Genomic DNA, 21491 nt, shown 5'->3' with positions numbered 1-21491 from the left:
GCTTTACAAGCACCCTGTTGAGTTCTCAAAGAACAACCACACACCGACCAGAAGCCCCACCTCAGTGGAACCCCAACCGGGGCTTTTCCGTTCCGCGTCCCCGGCACTTTCAGCGCCAGGCACTTTTACTACGTTACCCGCTCGTTTCCGCCGTGTCAAACCGGTGTTTCGCGGTTCGTCGTGCTTCATTCGGTAATGCGGGCACCATGTCTCAACCGGCTTGCGCCGCTCTCGTCACGGATTCGGCAGGCCGGCCGTCGCGATTTCCCGCGACCCGCCCGGTGCCCTGCCAGTTGCTAACCATACCCGGTCGGTTTCGCCGCACCAAATCCGCCTCGCGGCGTTTCTGGTGGCACCGCCCGGTCCGGGATCCGGTGGGCATGCCCGCCCGACCCCGAGGCCATTGGCCGACGCTCCGGCCGTTTCAGGCTTTCGCCTGTTTCGTCCGTTCCGCGCTGGCAGAGAGAAAGTTACGCGTCCGGCCGGATGATCGTCAAATCGGCCGGACGCGTCCCCCGTCACACCGTCGATGCCGAGCTATTCGCCCAGCTCAACGCCCGCGAACGAGCGCTTGCCGCGACGCAGCACCAGGTATCGCCCGTGCAGCAGGTCGCTCGCCGACACCCCGGCGTCCACCTCGGTCACCCGGTTGTTGTTGACGTAGGCGCCGCCCTCGGCGATCACCCGACGCGCCTCCTTGAGGCCACTGACGAGCCCGGAGTCGCGCAACAGCCCCGCCACATCCGGCAGTTCGCCGGTGAGACGCACCAGGCCCGCCTCGGTCAGCGCCGCGCGCAGCGTCTCCGGGGCCAGCTCGTCCAGCGACCCACGGCCGAAGAGGGCCTGACTGGCGGCGATCGCCTGCCGGGTCTCCTCGGCGCCGTGCACCAGGGTGGTCAGTTCCTCGGCGAGCGCCCGCTGCGCCAGGCGGGCAGCCGGCCGCTCAGCCGTCGCCTTCGCCAACTCCTCCAACTCGTCACGGGTACGGAAGCTGAAGTAGCGCAGGTAGCGGTCGACCTCCTGGTCCTCGACGTTGAGCCAGAACTGGTAGAACGCGTACGGGCTGGTCATCGTGGGGTCCAGCCAGACGGCGCCGCCCTCGCTCTTGCCGAACTTCGTGCCGTCGGACTTGGTGACCAGCGGCGTGGTGAACGCCTGCACCGGCCCCGCGCCCCGCCGACGGACGTAGTCGACGCCGGCGGTGATGTTGCCCCACTGGTCGGACCCGCCGAACTGGAGCTGGCAGCCGTACCGGCGGTGCAGCTCGAAGAAGTCGTTGCCCTGGAGCAGCTGGTAGCTGAACTCGGTGAAGCTGATGCCGGTCTCCAGCCGGGCCCGCACCACCTCCCGCGCCAGCATCTTGTTGACCGGGAAGTGCTTGCCCACGTCGCGCAGGAACTCGACAACCGACATCTCGCCGGTCCAGTCCAGGTTGTTGACCAGCCGCGCCGCGTTGTCCCCCGTGTACGACACGAAGGGCGCGAGCTGGTCGCGGATGCGCTCGACCCAGCTGGCGATCACCTCGGGCGGGTTGAGCGTGCGTTCGGCGCTCTCCTTCGGGTCACCGATCTGCCCGGTCGCCCCACCCACCAGCAGCAACGGCCGGTGGCCGGCGAGTTGCAGTCGGCGGGCCGTGGTGACCTGCATGAGGTTGCCGACGTGCAGGCTCGGGGCGGTGGGGTCGAAGCCCACGTAATAGGTGGCGGCGCTCCCACCGTCGAGCAGCTCGCGCAGCTCGTCGAGGCCTGTCGAGTCCTGGATGAGGCCACGCCAGAGCAGGTCGTCGGTCAGGGAGTCCCGCCCGGACGGCGGGGGGCTGCTGTCGGTCACGGTCACCGATTCTCCCCCATCGCCGGCACCGACCCGTACCGGGTTTGCCGCAACGCGCCCCGGTTAGGCTTGCGTCCGGTTGATCGAGGAGGGTTTCGCAGTGGAGATGCCGGATCTGACGGGTGGTTTCGTCGCCCTGCTCGGCCTGAAGTTCGAAGAGGCGTCCGCCGACCGGGTGGTCATCAGCTGGCAGGTCCGACCGGAGCTGCACCAGCCGTTCGGCATCCAGCACGGTGGGGTGTACTGCTCGGTCGTGGAGACCGCCGCGAGCGTCGGCGGCTCCCTCTGGCTGGCCGACCGGGGCACCGTGGTCGGCGTGTCGAACCAGACCGACTTCCTGCGGGCCGTGCGCGAGGGCGAGTTGACAGCTGTCGGCACGCCCGTGCACCGGGGCCGCAGCCAGCAACTCTGGCAGGTGGAGATCACCGATGCCGACGAGCGGCTGGTCGCGCGTGGTCAGGTCCGACTACAGAACCTCTCGCGCGACTGAGCGGCGGCACCCGGGCCGTTCAGCCGCGGGCCTCGTCCAGCACCGGCTCCGCGGTCAGCTCGGCGTCCGGGTCGGTGTCATCGGGTACGCGGCTGACGCGTACCTCGGTGATCGCCCGATGGTCGATGCCGGCGACCACCAGGATCCAGCCGTCCAGGGTGACGTCCTCCCCCGCGACGGTGGGGATGTGCCCGAGTCGGGCCAGCACCAACCCGGCGACCGTGGTGTAGTCGCCGTCCGGGCGCGAGGGCAGCTCGACGCCGATGTCCGGAAGGTCGTGCACCGGGAAGGTGCCGGGCAGCAGCAGCGCGCCGTCGGGGTCGCGCCGCACCGAGCTCACGTCCCGGTCGGTCTCGTCGTAGATCTCACCGACGATCTCCTCCAGGATGTCCTCCAGTGTCACGATGCCGTCGACGGCGCCGCGCTCGTCCACGACGAGCGCGATGTGCTGGCGTTCGGCCTTGAACTGGCGCAGCGCGTCCACCACGGGCAGCGAGTCGGGCAGCAGCATCGGGGGGCGGGCGATCTCGTCGACCGGGCGGTCGTCGGGCACCCCCACCAGGTCGCGCAGGTGGATCACCCCGGCGGTGTCGTCCAGGCCACCGTGGCGCACGACCGGCGCGCGGGAGTGCCCGGTGGCGGCCAGCACGAGCCGCGCGGCCTCCGCGGTGGTCCCGCTGTCGAGCGTGAAGACCTGCAACCGGGGTACGAGGACAGCCCGCAACCGCCGGTCGGCGATCTCCACCGCCCCGGCGATGATGGTGCGCTGCTCCTTGGTGAAGCCGTGGTTGCCGGCGACGATGTCGCGCAGCTCGTCCGGGCCGATCTCCTCCGGCTGGTGTTTCGGGTTGAGTCCGACAAGTCGGACGACCACGTCGCTGGTGGCGCCGAGCGCCCAGACGGCCGGGCGGGTGAACGTGGCGAGCAGGTCGAGGGGACGGGCCACCAGCAGCGCCCACCGCTCGGCGGACTGCATGGCGATCCGTTTGGGGGCCAGCTCGCCGAAGACCAGGGTGACGAAGGTCAGCGCCAGGGTGACCACCACGATGGCCACCGTCTCGGCGGCGTTCCCGAACATCCCGAGCAGCGGCACGAGGGGCTTGGCCAGCGACACCGCCGCGGCGGCGGAGGCCAGGAAGCCGGCGAGGGTGATGCCGATCTGGATGGTGGCCAGGAAGCGGTTCGGGTCCTTGGCGAGGCGGGCCAGCACCCGGCCGGCCCTGCTGGTGCGCTCCAACCGCTGGATCTGGCTGTCCCGCAGTGACACCAACGCCATCTCGCTGCCGGCGAAGAGCGCGTTGATCACGACCAGGATCCCGACCAGGGCCAGTTGGCTCCCGTAGCTCTGCACGCCCGGTTCGCTCCCTCTGCGGTGGTGGCACCGGCCAGTACGCGCGGCGCCCGCCGGTCGGCGAGCCCGCCCGGCGTAGGCGTGTGATTGCCCCGTCCGGTGCCCGCCGAATCATGCCCGGCCGAGGCTACGCCGGATCGGGCGGCGGTGACGCCACGCCGGATCGGGCGGCGGCGACGCTACGCCGGCTCGCCGGCCGGGGTCGTCGGCAGGTCGAGGACGTACGAGTCGCCCTCCGGGCGGAAGCCGAGCCGGTGGTAGTACGGGGCGATCATCCGGGGTGGGCTGACCACCCGGCGGAAGCCCCGTTCGGTGAACAGGTGGCTGCGTCGGTAGACGAACTCGCCCGGCGTGAAGTCACGGAACCTGGGGGTCACGTAGTCCAGGTCGATCTGGGCGACGCCGCGCGCCTCGGCGTGCGACAGCACCACGCCCACCACCTCGTCGGCCCGGACCACGAGGAAGGCGGAGCGGCCGGACACCTCCGGGTCCCACCGGAAACCGGGGTTGAAACGGGCGATGTCGGCGGCGTGCACCCGCAGCGTGTGCGCGAGGAACTCATCGCCGACGCCGACCTCCACCACCTGGTAGGTCTGCTCGTCGTGGCGGGTGGCGAGCATCCCCCGCAGGTACCAGATGTTGATCGCCGCGAGCACGATGTTGAGCCCGACCATGGGCCAGACCTCGATGGCGGCGTTGTAGCCGATCAACACGACGCTGCCGACGAGGTTGAGCGCACGCAGCCGCAGGACGCGCGACTGCAGCAGCGACCAGACCAGCACCGCGGAGCCGGCCCAGCCGACGAGATCCAACCAGTTCACCCCGCGAGACTAGTGCCCGCCCAGGTCAGGGGCATCGGCGGGCAGCTCCAGCAGCCACTCCTCGACGTCTTCGCCGCGACCGTTGGCGTACCCCGAGTCCTCACCGACCACCACGAACCCGCACTTGCGCAGCACCGCGAGGGACGCGGCGTTGTCCTTGGCGGCGCGGGCGTGCACCGGCCGGGGCACCTCGCGCAGCAGGGCGGCCAGGGCGGCGGTGGCGTGCCCCCGGCCCCAGCGTTGCCTGTCGATCCAGTAGCTGACCTCGGTCTGGCCCTCGACGGGGAAGGCGCTCACGTAGCCGACCACCTCGCCGTCGACCTCGACAGTGCGGACCCGGTTGGCCGGGTTGGTGAGCACCCGGGCCCAGTGCCTGGCGAACTCCCGGCGGTCGGACGGGTCTTTGGGGCCGAAGGCGGCCATCCGGTTGGCCTCCGGGTCCTGCTGGTGCAGGAAGAACTCGACGAGGTCGTCCTCCAGGACCGGGCGCAGCCGCAGATCAGCAGTCATCGGCCGAGGGTACGCAGCGGGTGGGACAGCACCGAGGCGGGCTGGCCGACCGGGCGGCGCGGTTGCCCACTGCCGCCACCGCGACGCGAGCGGAAACCCGATCATGCCGGCAGTGAAGCGCTTGCTCCTCACGCGGCGTCATGTCACATAGTTGGCGGTGTGGAGGAGCACCTGACCGTGGGGCGTGTGGCGGAGTTGGCCGGCGTCAGTGTCCGCACACTGCATCACTATGACGAGATCGGCCTCCTGGAGCCGTCCACGCGGACCGCGGCCGGGCACCGGGCCTACTCCGCGGCCGACGTGAAGCGACTCCGGGAGGTGCTCGCCTACCGGCGGCTCGGCTTTGGACTGCGGGAGATCGCGGATCTGGTTGACGACCCGGCCACCGACGCGGTCGCGCACCTGTGTCGGCTGCGCGGCCTGCTGATGGACCAGCGCGACCGCGCTGCTGCCATGGTGACGGCCATAGACAGGGAACTGGAGGCACGAGCGATGGGGATCAGGACGACGCCAGAGGAGCAACTGAGGGTGTTCGGCCCGCAGTTGTACGACGCCATCGGATCCGCGTACCCAGCGACGCGGCGCACCGAGCCACGGATCGCCGCGCGCATCTGGGATGCGCTGGGGGACGCACGAACGGTACTGAACGTCGGGGCCGGCACCGGCTCCTACGAACCCCCCGACCGTGACGTCACCGCGGTGGAACCGTCGGCGGTCATGCGGGCGCAGCGTCCCCCGGGCGCGGCGCCGTGCGTGGCAGCCGCCGCGGAGAGTCTGCCGTTCGAGGACCAGTCCTTCGACGCCGCGATGGCGGTCAGCACCGTCCACCACTGGCCGGACCCAGTCGCCGGACTGCGTGAGATGAAGCGTGTGGCCCGTCGCGTGGTGGTGTTCACGTACGACGCCGACGACACCGGCTGGCGTCAGCGGTTTTGGCTCACCCGCGACTATCTGCCCGAGTTCGCGGAACTCCTCGTCGGCTGGCCGTCCCTGGCCGACCTGACCCGCGCGATCGGAGGACGCGCGGAGCCGGTGCTCGTCCCGTGGGACTGCGACGACGGCTTCTTCGAGGCACACTGGCGCCGGCCTGAGGCGTACCTGGACGAACATGTACGCCGCGCGGTTTCGGTATGGACCAGAGTCGGACCGCAGGCTGAGCAACGGGCAGTCAGCACACTTCGCGAAGACCTCTCCTCAGGCCGGTGGGCCGAGCGCAACCGCGATCTCGTCGCCCTCGACACGGCAGAGCTCGGCCTCCGCCTGCTCGTCGCCTGACCCGCTGTGCGCGAGAACCCCGCCGACCGCAACGCACGAGCCCGCATCAGATGCGCGATTCCGCTTCGGCGCTGGCACGTCACCGATTCCGTACGCGACAGTTACCCGTTTCAGCGAACCGCCCGTCCAGCGCGTGCCAACCAGCGCGTCATCGCATCTGATCGACCAGGCGGCGGTTGCGGCAAGGTGACTCTGAGGCAACGGACCGACCCGGGGAGTACCGATGAATCGACAGGTCGTGGTGGGTGTGGACGGTTCGGCGTCCAGCCTCGTCGCCGCCGAGCACGCGGCCCGCGCCGCGCTGCTGCGGTCCCGGCCGCTCCTGCTGCTGCACGGCTACCTGCACCCACTCGGCTACGGCGTGTCGCTCAATCCGTACGACATCGGGGTGCCGGTGCCCTCCGAGGAGGCGCAGCGGATGTTGGAGACCACGGCGGCCGACCTGACCGAGCGGTGGCCCGGCCTGGTCGTCGAGGTACGCCAGGTCGCCGGCGGCCCCGGGATCACGCTTGTCGAGGAGTCCCGCCAGGCCGAGCTGGTGGTGGTGGGCAGTCGGGGGCTGGGCGGGTTCGCCGGTCTGCTGCTCGGCTCGGTCGGCACGCAGGTCGCCGCGCACGCGCACTGCCCGGTGCTGGTGGTCCGCCCGGACGAGCAGCCGATCCCGGTGGACGCCCCGGTGCTGGTCGGCGTCGACGGCTCCGAGTCGGCCCGGCTCGCCACGGAATACGGCGCCGCCGAGGCGGCGCTGCGGGACGTGCCGCTGGTGCTGGTGCACGTCGACCCACCGGCGGCGGACTGGGCGGCGCCGGAGGAGATCGAGGAGTCGCCGGCCGCGTACCGGGCCGAGGCGGTCCGGCTGCTGGCCGACGCGTCCGCCAGCGTGCGCGCCGAGCGCCCCGACCTGGTGGTGCGTGAGCATCCGGTGCGGGCGGCCGGCGCGGCCCAGGGGCTCGTCGAGGCCAGCGGCACGGCGTCGCTGCTGGTCGTGGGCACCCGGGGCCGGGCCGGATTCGCCGGTCTGTTGCTCGGCTCGGTCAGCCAGGCGGCGATCCAGCACGCGCACTGCCCGGTGCTGGTCGCCCACCCGGTCAGTTGACCGACGTGCCGTCGCCCCGGTCGAGCAGGTGCAGGAAGTCGGTGGTGAGGGCGAACGGGTCGGCCGGGCCGCTGGCCGGCGGCCGGCGCTCCACCTGGTCGGCCAGCTCACCGGCCGCGCGTCGGATCCGGCCGCGCAACGCGCCGTCGGCAGTGCCGTCCGACCAGTCCTCCGGGGCGGCGAAGACCGCGGTCGGGACCACCACCGCCCGCAGGTACGCGAACATCGGGCGGACGGCGTGCTCCAGTGCCAGCGAGTGGCGCGCGGTGCCGCCGGTGGCCCCGATCAGCACCGGCCGGTCGACCAGCGACGCGGAATCCAACACGTCGAAGAACGACTTGAACAGCCCGTTGTACGAGGCACTGAAGATCGGGGTGACGGCGATGAGCCCGTCCGCTCCGGTCACCGTGTCGACGACCTCGCGCAACGCCGCCGGCGGGAACCCGGTGAGCATGTTGTTCACCACGTCGTGGGCGTACTCCCGCAGGTCGACGACGCGCAGCTCCACCTCGGAGCCGCGCCGGACCAACTCGTCGCGGGTGGCCGCGGCGAGCTGGTCGGCGAGCAGCCGCGTCGACGAGGGCTGACTCAGCCCCGCCGAGACCACGGCCAGGGTGCGGTGGGTCATCGGGTCGCCCCCTCCGGAGCCTTGCCCGTCACGTCGTCGACGGCGTGCACGGTGCTGTCCTTGCCGCCGCCCGCGGCGGCGACCAGGGAGGCGTGGGTCGGCGCGTCCGGCACGTGCGCGGGTCGCAGCGACTCGAACTCCTTGCGCAGCACCGGCACGACCTCCTCGCCGAGCAGGTCGAGCTGCTCCAGGACGGTCTTCAGCGGCAGACCCGCGTGGTCCATCAGGAACAGCTGCCGCTGGTAGTCGCCGACGTACTCACGGAAGCCCAGCGTGCGGTCGATGACCTGCTGCGGGCTGCCCACTGTCAGCGGCGTCTCCCGGGTGAACTCCTCCAGCGACGGCCCGTGCCCGTAGACCGGGGCGTTGTCGAAGTACGGCCGGAACTCCCGGACCGCGTCCTGCGAGTTGCGCCGCATGAACACCTGCCCGCCGAGGCCGACGATGGCCTGGTCGGCGGTGCCGTGGCCGTAGTGCGCGTACCGCTGGCGGTAGAGCCCGACCATCCGCTGGGTGTGCTCCTTGGGCCAGAAGATGTGGTTGGCGAAGAAGCCGTCGCCGTAGTAGGCGGCCTGCTCGGCGATCTCCGGGCTGCGGATCGAGCCGTGCCAGACGAACGGCGGGACGCCGTCGAGCGGGCGCGGCGTCGAGGTGAACGACTGCAACGGGGTGCGGTGCTTGCCCTTCCAGTCGACCACGTCCTCGCGCCACAGCCGGTGCAGCAGGTCGTAGTTCTCGATCGCGAGGGGGATGCCGGCGCGGATGTCCTTGCCGAACCACGGGTAGACCGGGCCGGTGTTGCCGCGACCCATCATCAGGTCCACCCGGCCGTCGGACAGGTGCTGGAGCATCGCGTAGTCCTCGGCGATCTTCACCGGGTCGTTGGTGGTGATCAGCGTGGTCGCGGTGGACAGCAGCAGCCGCTCGGTGCGGGCCGCGATGTGGCCGAGCATGGTGGTCGGTGACGACGGCACGAATGGCGGGTTGTGGTGCTCACCGGTGGCGAAGACGTCCAGGCCGACTTCCTCGGCCTTCAACGCGATCGCGACCATCGCCTTGATCCGCTCATGCTCGGTCGGCTCCCGACCGGTGGTCGGATCGACGGTGACGTCGCCGACGGTGAAGATCCCGAACTGCATGACCAGCTCCTCGCGTGTCAACCGGATGCCGCCGTGGTACCCGGACGCAGCTCTCAACTTATTTGACAACGCAACTATTCCGTCGGCGGCACGGCTCGGGGTGGCACGGGTCACGCCCGATAACGGACATGGGTGGCGTTGACGGGCCCTCCCGTCGGCTCAGCCGCCGGCCACCGAGGGAAGCACCCGCACCTCGGCACCCTCGCCGACGGGCGTGGCCAACCCGCCCGAATGGCGGCAGTCCGCACCATCGACGTAGACGTTGACGTAGCGGCGTAACTCGCCGCGCTCGTCGCGGATGCGCCGGGCCAGCCGCGGATACGCGACGGCGACCTCGTCGAGGACCGCCCGCAGCGTCCCGGCGGCGGTGACGCTCAGCCGACTGGCACCGCCGGCCTCGCCGCGCAGCGGGCCGGGCAACAGCACGGTGACCACGCTCAGACCGCCGCGGCCCGAACGCAGAGCACGTCCGGCAGGTGTGCCGCCACCAGGGACCAGGAGTCGCCCTCGTCGCGGCTGGCGAAGACCGAACCGGAGCGGGTGCCGAAGTAGACGCCACCCGGAGTGGAGTCGTCGGCGCACATCGCGTCGCGCAACACCGCCGGATAGAACGGCCCCTCGGGCAGCCCCACCGACAGCGGCTCCCACTTGCCGCCGGCGTCGGCGGAGCGGAACACCCGGCAGCGGTGGTCGGTCGGGAACCGCTCGCCGTCGGCCACCAGCGGGAAGGTCCACACAGTGCCGCCCCGCCCCGGGTGGGCCACCATCGGGAAGCCGAAGTCGCTGGGCAGCCCCTCGGCGATCGAGGACCAGGTGCGACCGTCGTCGTCGGAACGGTAGACGCCGTGGTGGTTCTGTGCGTACAGCCGCTCGGGGTTGCCGGCGTCCCGGGCGACCTTGTGCACGCACTGGCCGAACTCCGGCCACTCGTCGGGCATGAAGTAGGCGCGGATGCCGGTGTTGCCCGGCGCCCAACTCGCCCCGGCGTCCTCCGAGCGGTAGACCCCACCGGTGGACATGGCGACGAGCAGCCGAGCCGGGTCACGCGGGTGCGGCAGCACTGTGTGCACGGCCTGGCCGCCGAAGCCGGCCTCCCACTGTGGGCGGTGCGGGTGGTCCCAGAGGGAACGGACCAGCGCGAAGCTGCGGCCACCGTCGGTGGACTTGAACAACGCCGAGGGCTCGGTGCCGGCCCAGACGACGTCCGGCTGGTCGGGGCCGGCCGGCATCAACTGCCAGACCCGCTCAAGGGACACGTCGGTGTCGGCTGGAAACGCGACGGGCGCGTGCTCGGGCTCGTCCCAGGAGGCGCCGAGGTCGTCGCTTGTGGCGACGCTGGGCCCGAAGTGTGAGCTGGTCATCCCGGCGAGCAACCGCGGGCTGGACCGCCGGGTGTCGACGGCGACCGCGTAGACACCCGTCATCGGGAAGTGCGGGCCGGTGATCTCCCAACTTCGCCGGTCGTCGGTGCTGGTGGCGAGAAACAACCCCTTGGCCGTGCCGATCGCGAGCAGCGTCGCCATGATGTCCTCCGAACCGTCGGTGAGCAGGTGCGGTGATTATGGCCACACCCCCCGACACGTTCCCGGGACACACGCCCGCGGCTCAGCGCCGGATGCGGGGCACGTGCCGGCGGTACGCGCTGACCGTGGGGTCGCCGTCGATCCAGAACCGCCACGGCAGGTCGTGTGCGCCGGTCACGCCGACCCGGGGACCCGCCACCACCGTCTCGGGCGGCACCGGCCGGGCCGGGGGGCGCAGGCGGACCGGGCCGTCGCCGAGCAGGTACGCCCCGTAGGCCGCACGGTCGATGCCGAGCGCGGAGCAGAGCCGGGCGGGCCCACGGGCCAGGTCCACGTCTCGCCGGACGGCCGGCCGGCGCTCCCGTGCCGTGACCAGCCCGTCGACGACCTCCCCGGCGCGCAGCAGCACGGCGGAGGCCTCGCCCTCGACCCCGGTGACCACGTTGACGCACCAGTGCATCCCGTAGGTGAAGTAGACGTAGGCGTGCCCGGCGGGGCCGAACATCACGGCGTTGCGTGGGGTGGGACCCCGATGGGCGTGCGAGGCGGGATCACCGCCGCTGCCGGCGTACGCCTCGACCTCGGTGATCCGCAGGGTGACTCCGCCGGCGTGCAGCCGGCAGCCCAGCAGCCCACGCGCCGCTGGCAGCAGTGGACCGGCGAGCAGGTCCGCCAGCGCCGCCAGGTCGGTGTCGGTGGTGCGGTCACCGGAGGGCAGGGCCATGCTCCCGACGGTACCCATCCCGGCGCCCGGGCACCCGTCGGGCACGGTCCGAGTTGAACAATGTGTTGACAATGCTGTGTTGAGAGTGTGTGCTCGGACCATGACGACGAACGACCCGTTCACCGCGCCGCACCCGGCCCACGCCCGCGCCCACCGCACCCACGAGGCGCTCCAGCGCATCAGCGAGCGGCACGCCGGCACCGGCACCCAGCGTGGGCGCTGGGCCCACCCGTACGTGCTGGACCCGTGGGAGGCGGTCGCCCTGGTCACCGCGCTGGCGGCGGGCGGGGCCGAGCGGGAGCCGGCGGAGGAGCCGATCGACGCCGCCGACCTCACCGCCGCGCTGACCCTGCTGCCGCACGTGCGCGCCGAGTTGGACGCCCTGGAGGCCGGGCTGTTGACGCTGGCCCGCGACCGGGGGCTGACCTGGCAGGCCATCGCGTACGGGCTGGGGCTGGGCAGCGCGCAGGCGGCCCGGCAGCGCTACGAGCGGGTCGCCGCCCGCTCGGCCGAACAGACCGCCTGACGACCCCGCTCGACAGCGCTCGACAGCGCTCGACCCCGCAAGATCACGCTCGTCCGTCAAAGATCACGCTCGAACATGGAAGTCAACACCGTTGCGTGAGGGCTGTAGCCGGCGGGTCAACCCGGGACAGGAAGTGCCCGATCGGGGAGCGGGTTGGGTCCGGCTTGGCGATCATGGAGTTGTGGTGCCGACTTTGGGGGTGTTACGGGCGTTCTGTTACCCACCACAACTCCATGATCGCGAGGCAGTGCTGAGCCGTTCCACCTAACGCAACGGCGTTGACATGGAAGTAGTGGCCTCAACCGCGGCGGAGGCCACTAGATCCTGGATCGAGCACGATCTTGCGGGCGGGGCGCGGCGGGCACGGCGCGGCACGGCGGGCTCAGATCGGGGCGGAGCCAGAGCCGGGCGGGGCGGCCGGGATCGGCACGGCGGGCATGCGACGGCAATTGGGCGGGCACACTGTGCGCACGACGAGGAGGCACCCATGAAGCGCGCGGAGATGCGGGCGTACTGCCTGGCCAAGCCGGGGGCGTGGCTGGACCGTCCGTGGGAGGGCGACGAGGTGGTGAAGGTCGGCAGCCGGATCTTCGCGTTCCTCGGCAGCGACGAGGACAGGCCGACCGTCGGCATCAAGTGCGGGCCGACCCGGGAGGTGGCCGACGAGTGGCTGCACCGGCACCCCGACGACGCCCGGGTGATGGCCTACATCGGTCGGTCCGGGTGGAACACGCTGCGCCTGAACGGCGGGATCGACGACGAGGAGCTGACCGAGGCGGTCGACGCGTCGTACGACATGGTGGTGGCGAAGCTCCCGAAGCGGGAGCGCCCGACGGCCTGAACCGGCCGTGGCGCCGGCGGCACGCGCCGACGCCACGACGCGAGGTCTAGCGCGGGACGACCCGCTCGGCGGACCACTCCCGCCAGGTGGCCAGCCGGTCCGCGGCGGTGGCGAGCTGGTCGGCCACCGGGCCGGGGCCGGTCGAGCCGGGGGTGGTCCGGGCCGCGAGGGCCGAGCGGACCGAGAGCACGTCGCGCACCGACGGGTCGAGGTGCTCGCTGATCGCGGTGAGGTCGTCGTCGGAGACGTCTTCCAGCTCGCATTCCCGGGCCGCGCAGAGCGCCACCAGCCGGCCGGTGATCTCGTGGGCGTCCCGGAAGGGCACGTTGCGCCGGACCAGCCAGTCGGCGACCTCGGTGGCGAGGGAGAAGCCGACCGGGGCCGCGGCGACGAGGCGGTCCACCCGGACCGACATCGTGGAGATCATTCCGGCCAGGGCCGGGAGCAGCAACTCCAGGGTGTCGACGGCGTCGAAGGCCGGCTCCTTGTCCTCCTGCATGTCCCGGTCGTAGGTCATCGGCAGGCCCTTGAGCATGGTGAGCACCGTCACCAGACCGCCGACCAGGCGGCCGGACTTGCCCCGGGCCAGCTCGGCGATGTCCGCGTTCTTCTTCTGCGGCATGATCGACGAGCCGGTCGCGAACGAGTCGTCCAGCTCCACCCAGCCGAACTCGTGCGAGGTCCAGAGCACGACCTCCTCACCGAGCCGGGACAGGTGCACCCCGATCAGCGCGGTGGTGAAGAGGAACTCGGCGACGAAGTCCCGGTCGGCCACGGCGTCCATCGAGTTGGCGAACGACGTCCGGAAGCCCAGCTCCTTGGCCACGGCCACCGGATCCAGCGGAAGCCCCGAACCGGCGAGGGCGCCCGCGCCGAGCGGGCTGATCGCCGCCCGGTGGTCCCAGTCGCGCAACCGCTCCAGGTCCCGCAGCAGCGGCTGCACGTGGGCGAGCAGCCAGTGCCCGAACGTGACCGGCTGGGCGTGCTGAAGGTGCGTCATGCCGGGTGCGGCCGTGTCGATGTGCCGCTCGGCCTGCTCGACAAGCGCCTCGGCCAGCTCGACGAGCCGGCTGGCCACGCCCCGGGCGTGGTCGCGCAGGTAGAGCCGCAGGTCTGTGGCGACCTGGTCGTTGCGCGACCGGCCGGCGCGCAGCTTGCCACCGAGGCTGCCGAGGCGCTCCAGCAGCCCGCGCTCCAGCGCGGTGTGCACGTCCTCGTCGTCGATCGTGGGGCGGAACGACCCCGAGGCGCACGCCGCCTCCAGGTCGTCCAGGGCCGCCAGGATCCGCCCCAACTCCTCGGGGTCGAGCAGGCCGGCGCCGGCCAGGACCCGGGCGTGCGCCCGGGAACCGGCGATGTCGTACGGGGCCAGGCGCCAGTCGAACTGCACGCTCACCGACAGTCGGGCGAGCGCCTCGGCGGGGCCGCCCGCGAACCGGCCACCCCACAGGCTCGTCCGGTTGGTGGCTGCGCTGTTCTCGGTCAGACTCTTGTCGTCCACGTCGCCCATCATTGCTCTGCTCGTCTCTCCCTCGCGACTGCGGGGCTCACTCACTGCGTTCGCGCTCGCACGTGTCACTGTCCCGCACCGCCCAGCCGGGCGTCCCGCGCGGCGGCCATCCGACTCGGCAGGCCCCACAGCCGCACGAAGCCCTTCGCCAGAGACTGGTCGAAGGTGTCGCCGGTGTCGTAGGTGGCCATCCCGAAGTCGTAGAGGCTCGCCTCGGAGCGCCGGCCGGTCACCGTGGCCCGGCCGCCGTGCAGGGTCATCCGCACCTCGCCGCTCACGTGCCGCTGCGCGTCGTCGATGAACGCGTCCAGCGAGTCCTTCAACGGCGAGAACCACAGGCCGTCGTAGACAAGCTCGCCCCAGCGTTGGTCCACGCTCCTCTTGAACCGGGCCAGGTCCCGCTCCACTGTCACCGCCTCCAACTCCTGGTGGGCGGTGATCAGCGCGATCGCGCCGGGCGCCTCGTACACCTCGCGGCTCTTGATGCCGACCAGGCGGTCCTCGACCATGTCGAGCCGGCCCACGCCCTGGGCGCCGGCGCGTCGGTTCAGCTCCAGGATCGCCTGGTACGGGGTGACCGTCTCACCGTCGATCGCCACCGGCACACCGCCGTCGAAGGTGAGCACGACCTCGTCGGCGTCGCGCTCCTGCGCCGGGTCGGCGGTGTACGAGTACAGGCCCTCGACCGGGGCGTTCCAGATGTCCTCCAGGAAGCCGGTCTCCACCGCGCGGCCCCACAGGTTCTGGTCGATCGAGTAGGGCGACTTCGCCGACACGTCGATCGGCAGCCCCTTCTCCTCGGCGAAGGCGATCGCCTTGTCCCGTGTCCAGGCGAAGTCCCGGGCCGGCGCGATGATCTTCAGGTCGGGGGCGAGCGCGTTCAGCCCCACCTCGAACCGGACCTGGTCGTTGCCCTTTCCGGTGCAGCCGTGCGACACGATCGTGCCGCCGTGCGTACGCGCCGCCGCCACCAGGTGCTTGACGATCAGCGGCCGGGACAGCGCCGACACCAGCGGGTAACGGTCCATGTAGAGGGCGTTGGCCCGGATCGCCGGCAGGCAGTAGTCGGCGGCGAACTCGTCGCGCGCGTCGACGACCTCCGCCTCGGCGGCACCGCAGTCCAGGGCACGCTGGCGGATCGCGTCGAGGTCCTCGCCGCCCTGCCCGACGTCGACAGCGACAGCGATCACCTCGGCGCCGGTCTGCTCGGCCAGGTACGGAATGGCGACGGAGGTGTCCAAACCTCCGGAGTACGCGAGCACGACCCGCTCGGTCATGGCGTGGTATTCCCTTCGGCGTTGTCCTCCCGGCCGGCCCAACCGGCGAGCTTGTCACCGAGCGCGGCCCCGCCGACGGCCTCGCGGGCCACGACGAGGATGGTGTCGTCACCGGCGATGGTGCCGACGATCTCGGGAAGGCCCGCCCGGTCCAAGGCGCTGGCCAGATACTGGGCCGCCCCCGGCGGGGTACGCAGCACGGCGATGTTGCCGCTGGAGTCGACCCCGTTGAGCAGTTCGCGCAGCAACCGCACCAGCCGTGCCGGCGCGGCCTCGGCGTCGCGCAGCGGTCGCTGGCCGTCCTCCGGGATCAGGTAGACGGCCGGCCCGTCACCGCCACGCACCTTGACCGCGCCCAACTCCTCCAGGTCCCGCGAGAGGGTGGCCTGGGTGACGACGACGCCGTCGGCGGCGAGCAGGTCGGCCAGCTCGGTCTGCGACCGGATCGCCCTGTCGCGGATCAGCTCCACGATCCGGGCGTGCCGGGCCGCCCGGGTCAGTGGCCCGGTCAACTGAACTCCCCGGTCGCGCCGGCCGCGATCACGGCGGCCCCGGTCGCGGCAGGTCCAGTCGCGGCGGCATCAGGCGCGGCGGCATCGGGCGCGGCGGCTTCGGGCGCCGGGTCGAGCAGGAAGGTCAGCAACGCCTTCTGCGCGTGCAGCCGGTTCTCGGCCTGGTCGAAGACCGCGCTCTGTGGGCCGTCCAGCACCTCGTCGGTGATCTCCTCACCGCGGTGCGCGGGCAGGCAGTGCAGCACTATCGCGTCCGGCGCGGCCTGGCTGAGCAGGTCCTTGTTGACCTGGTACGGCAGGAACGGGGTGATCCGGTCCAGCCCGTCGGACTCCTGGCCCATCGACGTCCAGGTGTCGGTGGCCAGCACGTCGGCGTCGCGTACCGCCTGGGCCGGGTCGGTCAGCACCCGCACCGACCCGCCGGTGTCGGCGGCGATCCGGGCCGCCCGGTCCAGCACGGCCTGGTCCGGCGCGAACCCGGCCGGCCCCGCGATCCGCACGTGCATGCCGGCCATCGCCCCGGCCAGCAGGTACGACTGCGCCATGTTGTTCGCGCCGTCGCCCACGTAGGTCAGGGTGCGCCCGGCGGTGCCGCCGCACCGCTCCCGGATGGTGAGCAGGTCGGCAAGCAGTTGGCACGGGTGGAAGCCGTCGGTGAGCGCGTTGATCACGGGCACGCTGGCGCCGCTCGCCACCTCGGCGATCCGGTCGTCGCCGTGGGTACGCAGCACGATCGCCGCGACGTAGCGGGACAGCACCCGCCCCGCGTCGGCGAGGGACTCGCCCCGGCCGAAGTGGGTGACCTGCGTGTCCACCACGAGGGGATGCCCGCCCAATTCGGCGATCCCGGCGTCGAACGAGATCCTGGTCCGCAGGCTCTGCTTGTCGAAGAGCACCGCCACCGAACGGGGGCCGGCCAGCGGCTGGTGGCCGAACCGATCCGCCTTCATCCGCGCCGCCAGGTCGAGGACCGTGGACTGCTCGGCCGGCGAGAGGTCGTCGTCGCGCAGGAAGTGCCGAGTCATGCGCTCGTTCCCGTCGTGGTGGTGGTCGGCGTCGAGATCTTGGAAGATTTCGGCCCCTGGAGGGGCGCTTTCCCTCCAAGATCTGCGGCGGTTCCGGCGGCCGCCGGGGCGGCCGCGTCCAGGGCGGCGGGTAGGGCCGCTAGGAAGGTGTCCGTTTGGGCGGCGGTGAGGATCAGCGGTGGGACCAGCCGCAGCACACCCGGCTGCACCGCGTTGACCAGGAAGCCGGCCTCGCGCAACGCCTCGGCGAGCACCGGCGCCACCGGCGCGGTGAGCGTCACACCGAGCAGCAGCCCGGCGCCGCGTACGCCATCGACCAGCGGATGGCCCAGTGCCTCGATGCCCCGACGCAGCCGCTCGCCGACCCGCTTGACGTTGTCCAGCAGGCCCTCGTTGGCGATGGTCGCCACCACCGCGAGCGCTGCCGCGCAGCTCACCGGGTTGCCGCCGAAGGTGGTGCCGTGCGAGCCGGGGGTGAGCAGGTCCGCGGCCCGGCCGAAGGCCAGCGTGGCCCCGATGGGCAACCCGCCGCCGAGCCCCTTGGCCAGGGTGACCACGTCCGGCTCCACACCCTCGGCCTGGTGCGCGAACCAGTGGCCGGTGCGGCCGATGCCGGTCTGCACCTCGTCGAGGACCAGCAGCGCGCCGTGCCGGGCGGTGATCCGCCGGGCCTCGGCCAGGTAGCCGGCCGGGGGGACGACCACGCCGTTCTCGCCCTGGATGGGCTCCAGGATCAGCATGGCGGTGGCGTCCGTGACTGCCGCTTCGAGGGCCGCGACGTCGCCGTAGTCGACGTGGGTCACCTCGCCGGGCAGCGGCCGGAACGGGTCGGCCTTCGCCGGCTGACCGGTCAGGGCCAGGGCACCCATGGTGCGGCCGTGGAAGCCGCCCCGGGTGGCCACCACGTGCGTACGGCCGGTGCGCCGGGACAACTTGAACGCCGCCTCGTTGGCCTCCCCGCCCGAGTTGGCGAAGAAGACCCGGCCGGGCCGGCCGGCGAGCGCCAACAACAGCTCGGCCAGGGCGACCGGCGGCTCCGCGACGAAGAGGTTGGAGACGTGCCCGAGGGTGGCGACCTGCTTGGACACCGCCGCCACCACGGCCGGGTGGGCGTGCCCGAGGGCGTTCACCGCGATGCCACCGACCAGGTCGAGGTATTCCCGGCCGGAGTCGTCCACCACGACGGCACCGGCGCCGGAGACCAACGCCAGCGGCGGCGTACCGTAGTTGTCCATCATGGACTGCGTCCAGCGCTGCGCCAACGTGCTCACGATGCGACCATCCCGTCTCCCGGCACCACCATCGTTCCGAACCCTTCCGAGGTGAACACCTCGAGCAACGTGGAGTGCGCCACCCGACCGTCGACCACGTGCGCGGCCGGCACTCCCCCACGGACCGCCCGCAGGCAGGCCTCCATCTTCGGCACCATCCCCGACTCCAGGCTGGGCAGCAGCTTGGCCAGGTCGTCCGCGACGATCTCGGAGACCAGGCTTGTGGTGTCCGGCCAGTCTGCGTACAGGCCGGCCACGTCGGTGAGCACGACCAGCTTGCGGGCCCGCAACGCGATGGCCAGCGCCGCGGCGGCGGTGTCGGCGTTGAGGTTGTGCAGCACCCCGTCCGCGTCCGGCGCGACAGTGGAGATCACCGGAATTCGACCGGCCTCGATCAGATCGGTCACCGCTGACACGTCCACCGACTCGACGTCACCGACCTGGCCGACGTCGACCGGCAACCCGTCCACGTACGCCGGGCGGCGCACCGCGGTGAACAGCCGGGCGTCCTCGCCGGAGAGGCCGACCGCGTACGGGCCGTGCGCGTTGATCAGCCCGACCAGCTCGCGGCCCACCTGCCCGACCAGCACCATCCGGACCACGTCCATCGCCTCGGCGGTGGTGACCCGCAGCCCACCCCGGAACTCGCTGGCGATGCCCAGCCGGCCCAGCATGGCGGAGATCTGCGGACCGCCGCCGTGCACCACCACGGGCTTCAGACCGGCGTAGCGCAGGAAGACCATGTCGGCGGCGAACGCCCGCTGCAACGCGGGGTCGGTCATCGCGTTGCCGCCGTACTTCACCACCACCGTCGAGCCGGAGAAGCGCGCCAGCCAGGGCAACGCCTCGATCAGCGTCTCCGCCTTGACCTGGGCGCGGGTGAGGTCGCTGCTGAGGGTCATGTCGAGTACGCCGAGTTCTCGTGCACGTACGCGTGGGACAGATCGTTGGTCCAGATCGTCGCGGCGGACGAACCGGCGTGCAGGTCGATCCGGATGGTCACGCTCCGCCCGGTCAGATCGACCTTCGAGCGGTCCTCGGCGCCAGCGCCACCCCGGCACACCCACACCCCGTTGACGGCCACGTCCACCTCGTCCGGGTCGAAGGCGGCGGCGGTGGTGCCGACCGCGGCGAGGATGCGACCCCAGTTGGGGTCGTTGCCGAACAGCGCCGTCTTGACCAGGTTGTTGCGGGCCACCGTGCGGCCCACCTCGACCGCGTCGTCCTCGTCGGCGGCGCCGACCACGTCGATGGCGACCTCCTTGGTGGCGCCCTCGGCGTCGGACACCAGCTGCTGGGCAAGGTCGTGACAGGCCTCGGTCACGGCGGCGGTCAGCTCGGCAAGCGTCGGCTCGATGCCACTGGCACCGCTGGCCAGCAGCAACACCGTGTCGTTAGTGGACATGCAGCCGTCGGAGTCGACCCGGTCGAAGGTGACCCGGGTCGCCGCGCGCAACGCCTCGTCCAGCGTCGCCGGCCCGGCCACCGCGTCGGTGGTCAACACGCAGAGCATGGTGGCCATGCCCGGCGCGAGCATCCCGGAGCCCTTGGCCATGCCGCCGACCGTCCAGCCCCCACCGGGGGCCACAGTGGTCTTCGGCCGGGTGTCCGTGGTCATGATCGCCTCGGCGGCGGCCAGGCCGCCGTCCCGGGAGAGCCCCCGGATCGCCGAGCGGACGCCGGACAGCAGCTTCGGCATCGGCAGCCGCTCACCGATCAGCCCGGTGGAGCAGACCGCCACCTCACCGGCACCGAGGATCAGCCGGGGGCTGACCGAGGTCAGCGCGGCGGCGGCGTGCTCGGCGGTGGTGTGCGTGTCCTGGAAGCCGGCCGGGCCGTTGCAGGCGTTGGCGCCACCGGAGTTGAGCACCACGGCGCGAACCACACCGCCCCGCACGACCTGCTGGCTCCAGAGCACCGGCGCGGCCTTGACCCGGTTGGTGGTGAACACACCTGCGACACCGGCGTCCGGGCCGTCGTTGACCACCAGGGCGACGTCCGCGCCACCACTGGCCTTGAGACCGGCGGCCACCCCGGCCGCCCGGAACCCCCGTGGGGTGGTGACACTCACGGGCTGACCCCCCAGATCGACAGGCCCGTCGTCTCCGGCAGGCCGAGCATCAGATTGGCGTTCTGTACGGCCTGACCGGCAGCGCCCTTGCCCAGGTTGTCCAACGCGCTGAGCACGATCAGGCGGCCCGAGTCGACGTCGACGGTGGCCTGTAGGTGACACGAGTTGGAGCCCAGCGTGGCGGCGGTGTGCGGCCAACGGCCCTCCGGCAGCACGTGCACGAACGGCGCGTCGGCGTACGCCCGCGCCAGCACCTCCTGCGGGTCGACGCCGCGCGCCGGCACCGCCGTGACGGTGGCCAGGATGCCGCGCGGCATCGGCGCCAGGACCGGGGTGAACGACAGGCCGGTCGCGCCGGTGGCCTGCTTGATCTCCGGTACGTGCTGGTGGGTGCCCACCCGGTATGGCGACAGGTCGCCCATCACCTCGCTGGCCAGTAGGTGCGCCTTGGCCGACCGCCCCGCCCCGGAGGTGCCCGAGGCGGCGACCACCACCACGTCGGCCGGACTGGCCGCGCCGTCGGCGATCAGCGGCGCGAGGGCCAGGGTGATCGCGGCGGCGTAGCAGCCGGTGTTCGCCACCCGGGTGGAGCCGGCGATCAGCTCCCGCTGGCCGGGCAGCTCGGGCAGGCCGTAGGTCCACTGCCCGGCGTGCGTGCCGCCGTAGTACTGCGCCCAGGCGTACGGGTCGGCGAGCCGGTGATCCGCGCCCAGGTCGACGACGCGCACCTCGTCCGGAAGCTGGGCCGCGAGGGCCGCCGACTCACCGTGCGGCAGGGCCAGGAAGACCAGGTCCGCGTCGGCCAGGGTCGTCGGGTCGGTCTTACCGAGCACCAGGTCGAGCCCGGTGAGCTGCGGATGCACCACGTCGACACGGTGCCCGGCCTGGCTGTGCGCGGTGGCGGCGACCAGGTCGAACTCCGGGTGCCCGGCGATCAGGCGCAGCAGCTCACCCCCCGCGTAACCGCTCGCACCGGCAACCGCGACTCGGATCCCCATACTCACCTCCGCATGACTATGCAGCGAAGATTAACAAGGACGACTCACGAGTGCAAGTTAATGCAGAGCAGTG

The 21491-nt window shown here is 71.9% G+C and carries 22 protein-coding genes; 5 read left to right on the top strand and 17 right to left on the bottom strand.

The window, feature by feature from the left end; all coding sequences use genetic code 11:
* Positions 1–537 precede the first annotated feature (537 nt).
* The gene (gene tyrS, locus AB0A95_RS26190) at positions 538–1830 is read right to left on the bottom strand and encodes a tyrosine--tRNA ligase (protein WP_357558402.1); all 1293 of its coding nucleotides are present in this window, start codon (positions 1828–1830) and stop codon (positions 538–540) included.
* Positions 1831–1936: 106 nt separating this feature from the next.
* Here tyrS and AB0A95_RS26185 point away from each other — a divergent pair, with 106 nt between their 5' ends.
* Entirely contained in the window at positions 1937–2320 is a 384-nt protein-coding gene (locus tag AB0A95_RS26185; RefSeq protein WP_357558397.1) for a PaaI family thioesterase, read from the top strand.
* 19 nt (positions 2321–2339) lie between these two features.
* Here the strand turns inward: AB0A95_RS26185 and AB0A95_RS26180 are convergent, their stop codons facing one another.
* The 3 genes from AB0A95_RS26180 to AB0A95_RS26170 all read right to left on the bottom strand — a co-directional run bounded on the left by AB0A95_RS26180 (position 2340) and on the right by AB0A95_RS26170 (position 5002).
* Positions 2340–3671: a hemolysin family protein gene (locus tag AB0A95_RS26180; RefSeq protein ID WP_357558396.1), complete on the bottom strand. Its 1332-nt coding sequence runs from the start codon at positions 3669–3671 to the stop codon at positions 2340–2342.
* Between the two features lie 179 nt (positions 3672–3850).
* Positions 3851–4492, bottom strand: a complete 642-nt coding sequence (locus tag AB0A95_RS26175; protein ID WP_357558395.1) for a hypothetical protein — start codon at positions 4490–4492, stop codon at positions 3851–3853.
* 9 nt (positions 4493–4501) lie between these two features.
* Positions 4502–5002, bottom strand: a complete 501-nt coding sequence (locus tag AB0A95_RS26170; protein ID WP_357558394.1) for a GNAT family N-acetyltransferase — start codon at positions 5000–5002, stop codon at positions 4502–4504.
* 159 nt (positions 5003–5161) lie between these two features.
* Here AB0A95_RS26170 and AB0A95_RS26165 point away from each other — a divergent pair, with 159 nt between their 5' ends.
* Together AB0A95_RS26165 and AB0A95_RS26160 are read left to right on the top strand one after the other, a co-directional pair.
* Positions 5162–6277 carry a MerR family transcriptional regulator gene (locus AB0A95_RS26165; protein ID WP_357558393.1) on the top strand — a complete coding sequence of 372 codons (1116 nt, stop codon included), beginning with the start codon at positions 5162–5164 and terminating at the stop codon, positions 6275–6277.
* A gap of 223 nt (positions 6278–6500) precedes the next feature.
* Positions 6501–7373: a universal stress protein gene (locus AB0A95_RS26160; RefSeq protein ID WP_357558392.1), complete on the top strand. Its 873-nt coding sequence runs from the start codon at positions 6501–6503 to the stop codon at positions 7371–7373.
* Here the strand turns inward: AB0A95_RS26160 and AB0A95_RS26155 are convergent.
* The 5 genes from AB0A95_RS26155 to AB0A95_RS26135 form a co-directional block, all read right to left on the bottom strand.
* Positions 7366–8001, bottom strand: coding sequence for an FMN reductase (locus tag AB0A95_RS26155; RefSeq protein WP_357558391.1), 636 nt, complete (start codon positions 7999–8001; stop codon positions 7366–7368). The two genes, AB0A95_RS26160 and AB0A95_RS26155, sit on opposite strands and share 8 nt — an antisense overlap.
* Entirely contained in the window at positions 7998–9140 is a 1143-nt protein-coding gene (locus tag AB0A95_RS26150; protein ID WP_357069420.1) for an LLM class flavin-dependent oxidoreductase, read from the bottom strand. The genes AB0A95_RS26155 and AB0A95_RS26150 overlap by 4 nt, the downstream gene beginning before the upstream one ends.
* Positions 9141–9299: 159 nt before the next feature.
* Positions 9300–9575: a ubiquitin-like small modifier protein 1 gene (locus AB0A95_RS26145; protein WP_357558390.1), complete on the bottom strand. Its 276-nt coding sequence runs from the start codon at positions 9573–9575 to the stop codon at positions 9300–9302.
* Between the two features lie 2 nt (positions 9576–9577).
* Positions 9578–10663: an exo-alpha-sialidase gene (locus AB0A95_RS26140; RefSeq protein ID WP_357558389.1), complete on the bottom strand. Its 1086-nt coding sequence runs from the start codon at positions 10661–10663 to the stop codon at positions 9578–9580.
* 82 nt (positions 10664–10745) lie between these two features.
* Positions 10746–11387, bottom strand: coding sequence for a DNA-3-methyladenine glycosylase (locus tag AB0A95_RS26135; protein ID WP_357558388.1), 642 nt, complete (start codon positions 11385–11387; stop codon positions 10746–10748).
* A gap of 100 nt (positions 11388–11487) precedes the next feature.
* Between AB0A95_RS26135 and AB0A95_RS26130 the strand changes: the two genes are divergently transcribed.
* Positions 11488–11913, top strand: coding sequence for a DNA-binding protein (locus AB0A95_RS26130; RefSeq protein ID WP_357069412.1), 426 nt, complete (start codon positions 11488–11490; stop codon positions 11911–11913).
* A gap of 487 nt (positions 11914–12400) precedes the next feature.
* Positions 12401–12754: an MmcQ/YjbR family DNA-binding protein gene (locus AB0A95_RS26125; RefSeq protein ID WP_357558387.1), complete on the top strand. Its 354-nt coding sequence runs from the start codon at positions 12401–12403 to the stop codon at positions 12752–12754.
* A 46-nt stretch (positions 12755–12800) separates the two neighbouring features.
* On the opposite strand, the gene argH is transcribed toward AB0A95_RS26125, so the two are convergent.
* From argH to argC, 8 genes are all read right to left on the bottom strand, one after another.
* Positions 12801–14264 carry an argininosuccinate lyase gene (argH, locus tag AB0A95_RS26120; RefSeq protein WP_357558401.1) on the bottom strand — a complete coding sequence of 488 codons (1464 nt, stop codon included), beginning with the start codon at positions 14262–14264 and terminating at the stop codon, positions 12801–12803.
* Between the two features lie 65 nt (positions 14265–14329).
* On the bottom strand, positions 14330–15541 hold the full coding sequence (locus tag AB0A95_RS26115) for an argininosuccinate synthase (RefSeq protein WP_357558386.1): 1212 nt from the start codon (positions 15539–15541) through the stop codon (positions 14330–14332).
* A complete protein-coding gene (locus AB0A95_RS26110; RefSeq protein ID WP_357558385.1) occupies positions 15538–16053 on the bottom strand; it encodes an arginine repressor in 516 nt (171 codons plus the stop codon). The genes AB0A95_RS26115 and AB0A95_RS26110 overlap by 4 nt, the downstream gene beginning before the upstream one ends.
* A complete protein-coding gene (argF, locus tag AB0A95_RS26105) occupies positions 16050–17078 on the bottom strand; it encodes an ornithine carbamoyltransferase (protein ID WP_357558384.1) in 1029 nt (342 codons plus the stop codon). Before argF ends, AB0A95_RS26110 begins: the two co-directional genes overlap by 4 nt.
* Entirely contained in the window at positions 17075–18349 is a 1275-nt protein-coding gene (locus AB0A95_RS26100) for an acetylornithine transaminase (protein ID WP_357558383.1), read from the bottom strand. The genes argF and AB0A95_RS26100 overlap by 4 nt, the downstream gene beginning before the upstream one ends.
* A complete protein-coding gene (gene argB / locus AB0A95_RS26095; RefSeq protein WP_357558382.1) occupies positions 18346–19251 on the bottom strand; it encodes an acetylglutamate kinase in 906 nt (301 codons plus the stop codon). The genes AB0A95_RS26100 and argB overlap by 4 nt, the downstream gene beginning before the upstream one ends.
* Positions 19248–20420, bottom strand: coding sequence for a bifunctional glutamate N-acetyltransferase/amino-acid acetyltransferase ArgJ (gene argJ / locus AB0A95_RS26090; RefSeq protein WP_357558381.1), 1173 nt, complete (start codon positions 20418–20420; stop codon positions 19248–19250). Before argJ ends, argB begins: the two co-directional genes overlap by 4 nt.
* Complete coding sequence (argC, locus tag AB0A95_RS26085; protein ID WP_357558380.1) at positions 20417–21418, bottom strand: N-acetyl-gamma-glutamyl-phosphate reductase; 1002 nt, start codon at positions 21416–21418, stop codon at positions 20417–20419. The genes argJ and argC overlap by 4 nt, the downstream gene beginning before the upstream one ends.
* Positions 21419–21491: the final 73 nt, after the last annotated feature.

Origin of the sequence: Micromonospora sp. NPDC049230 (genome assembly GCF_040647875.1) — a bacterium.
In the GTDB taxonomy this organism is placed as follows: domain Bacteria; phylum Actinomycetota; class Actinomycetes; order Mycobacteriales; family Micromonosporaceae; genus Micromonospora.
This window is presented reverse-complemented; position numbering and strand designations above follow the sequence as displayed.

Coding starts and splice junctions, on each gene's coding strand:
- AB0A95_RS26185 (WP_357558397.1), top strand. CDS start 1,937: ATGCCGGATCTGACGGGTGGTTTCGTCGCCCTGCTCGGCCTGAAGTTC.
- AB0A95_RS26170 (WP_357558394.1), bottom strand. CDS start 5,002: ATGACTGCTGATCTGCGGCTGCGCCCGGTCCTGGAGGACGACCTCGTC.
- AB0A95_RS26160 (WP_357558392.1), top strand. CDS start 6,501: ATGAATCGACAGGTCGTGGTGGGTGTGGACGGTTCGGCGTCCAGCCTC.
- AB0A95_RS26155 (WP_357558391.1), bottom strand. CDS start 8,001: ATGACCCACCGCACCCTGGCCGTGGTCTCGGCGGGGCTGAGTCAGCCC.
- AB0A95_RS26150 (WP_357069420.1), bottom strand. CDS start 9,140: ATGCAGTTCGGGATCTTCACCGTCGGCGACGTCACCGTCGATCCGACC.
- AB0A95_RS26140 (WP_357558389.1), bottom strand. CDS start 10,663: ATGGCGACGCTGCTCGCGATCGGCACGGCCAAGGGGTTGTTTCTCGCC.
- AB0A95_RS26135 (WP_357558388.1), bottom strand. CDS start 11,387: ATGGCCCTGCCCTCCGGTGACCGCACCACCGACACCGACCTGGCGGCG.
- AB0A95_RS26130 (WP_357069412.1), top strand. CDS start 11,488: ATGACGACGAACGACCCGTTCACCGCGCCGCACCCGGCCCACGCCCGC.
- AB0A95_RS26125 (WP_357558387.1), top strand. CDS start 12,401: ATGAAGCGCGCGGAGATGCGGGCGTACTGCCTGGCCAAGCCGGGGGCG.
- argH (WP_357558401.1), bottom strand. CDS start 14,264: ATGGGCGACGTGGACGACAAGAGTCTGACCGAGAACAGCGCAGCCACC.
- AB0A95_RS26115 (WP_357558386.1), bottom strand. CDS start 15,541: ATGACCGAGCGGGTCGTGCTCGCGTACTCCGGAGGTTTGGACACCTCC.
- argF (WP_357558384.1), bottom strand. CDS start 17,078: ATGACTCGGCACTTCCTGCGCGACGACGACCTCTCGCCGGCCGAGCAG.
- argB (WP_357558382.1), bottom strand. CDS start 19,251: ATGACCCTCAGCAGCGACCTCACCCGCGCCCAGGTCAAGGCGGAGACG.
- argC (WP_357558380.1), bottom strand. CDS start 21,418: ATGGGGATCCGAGTCGCGGTTGCCGGTGCGAGCGGTTACGCGGGGGGT.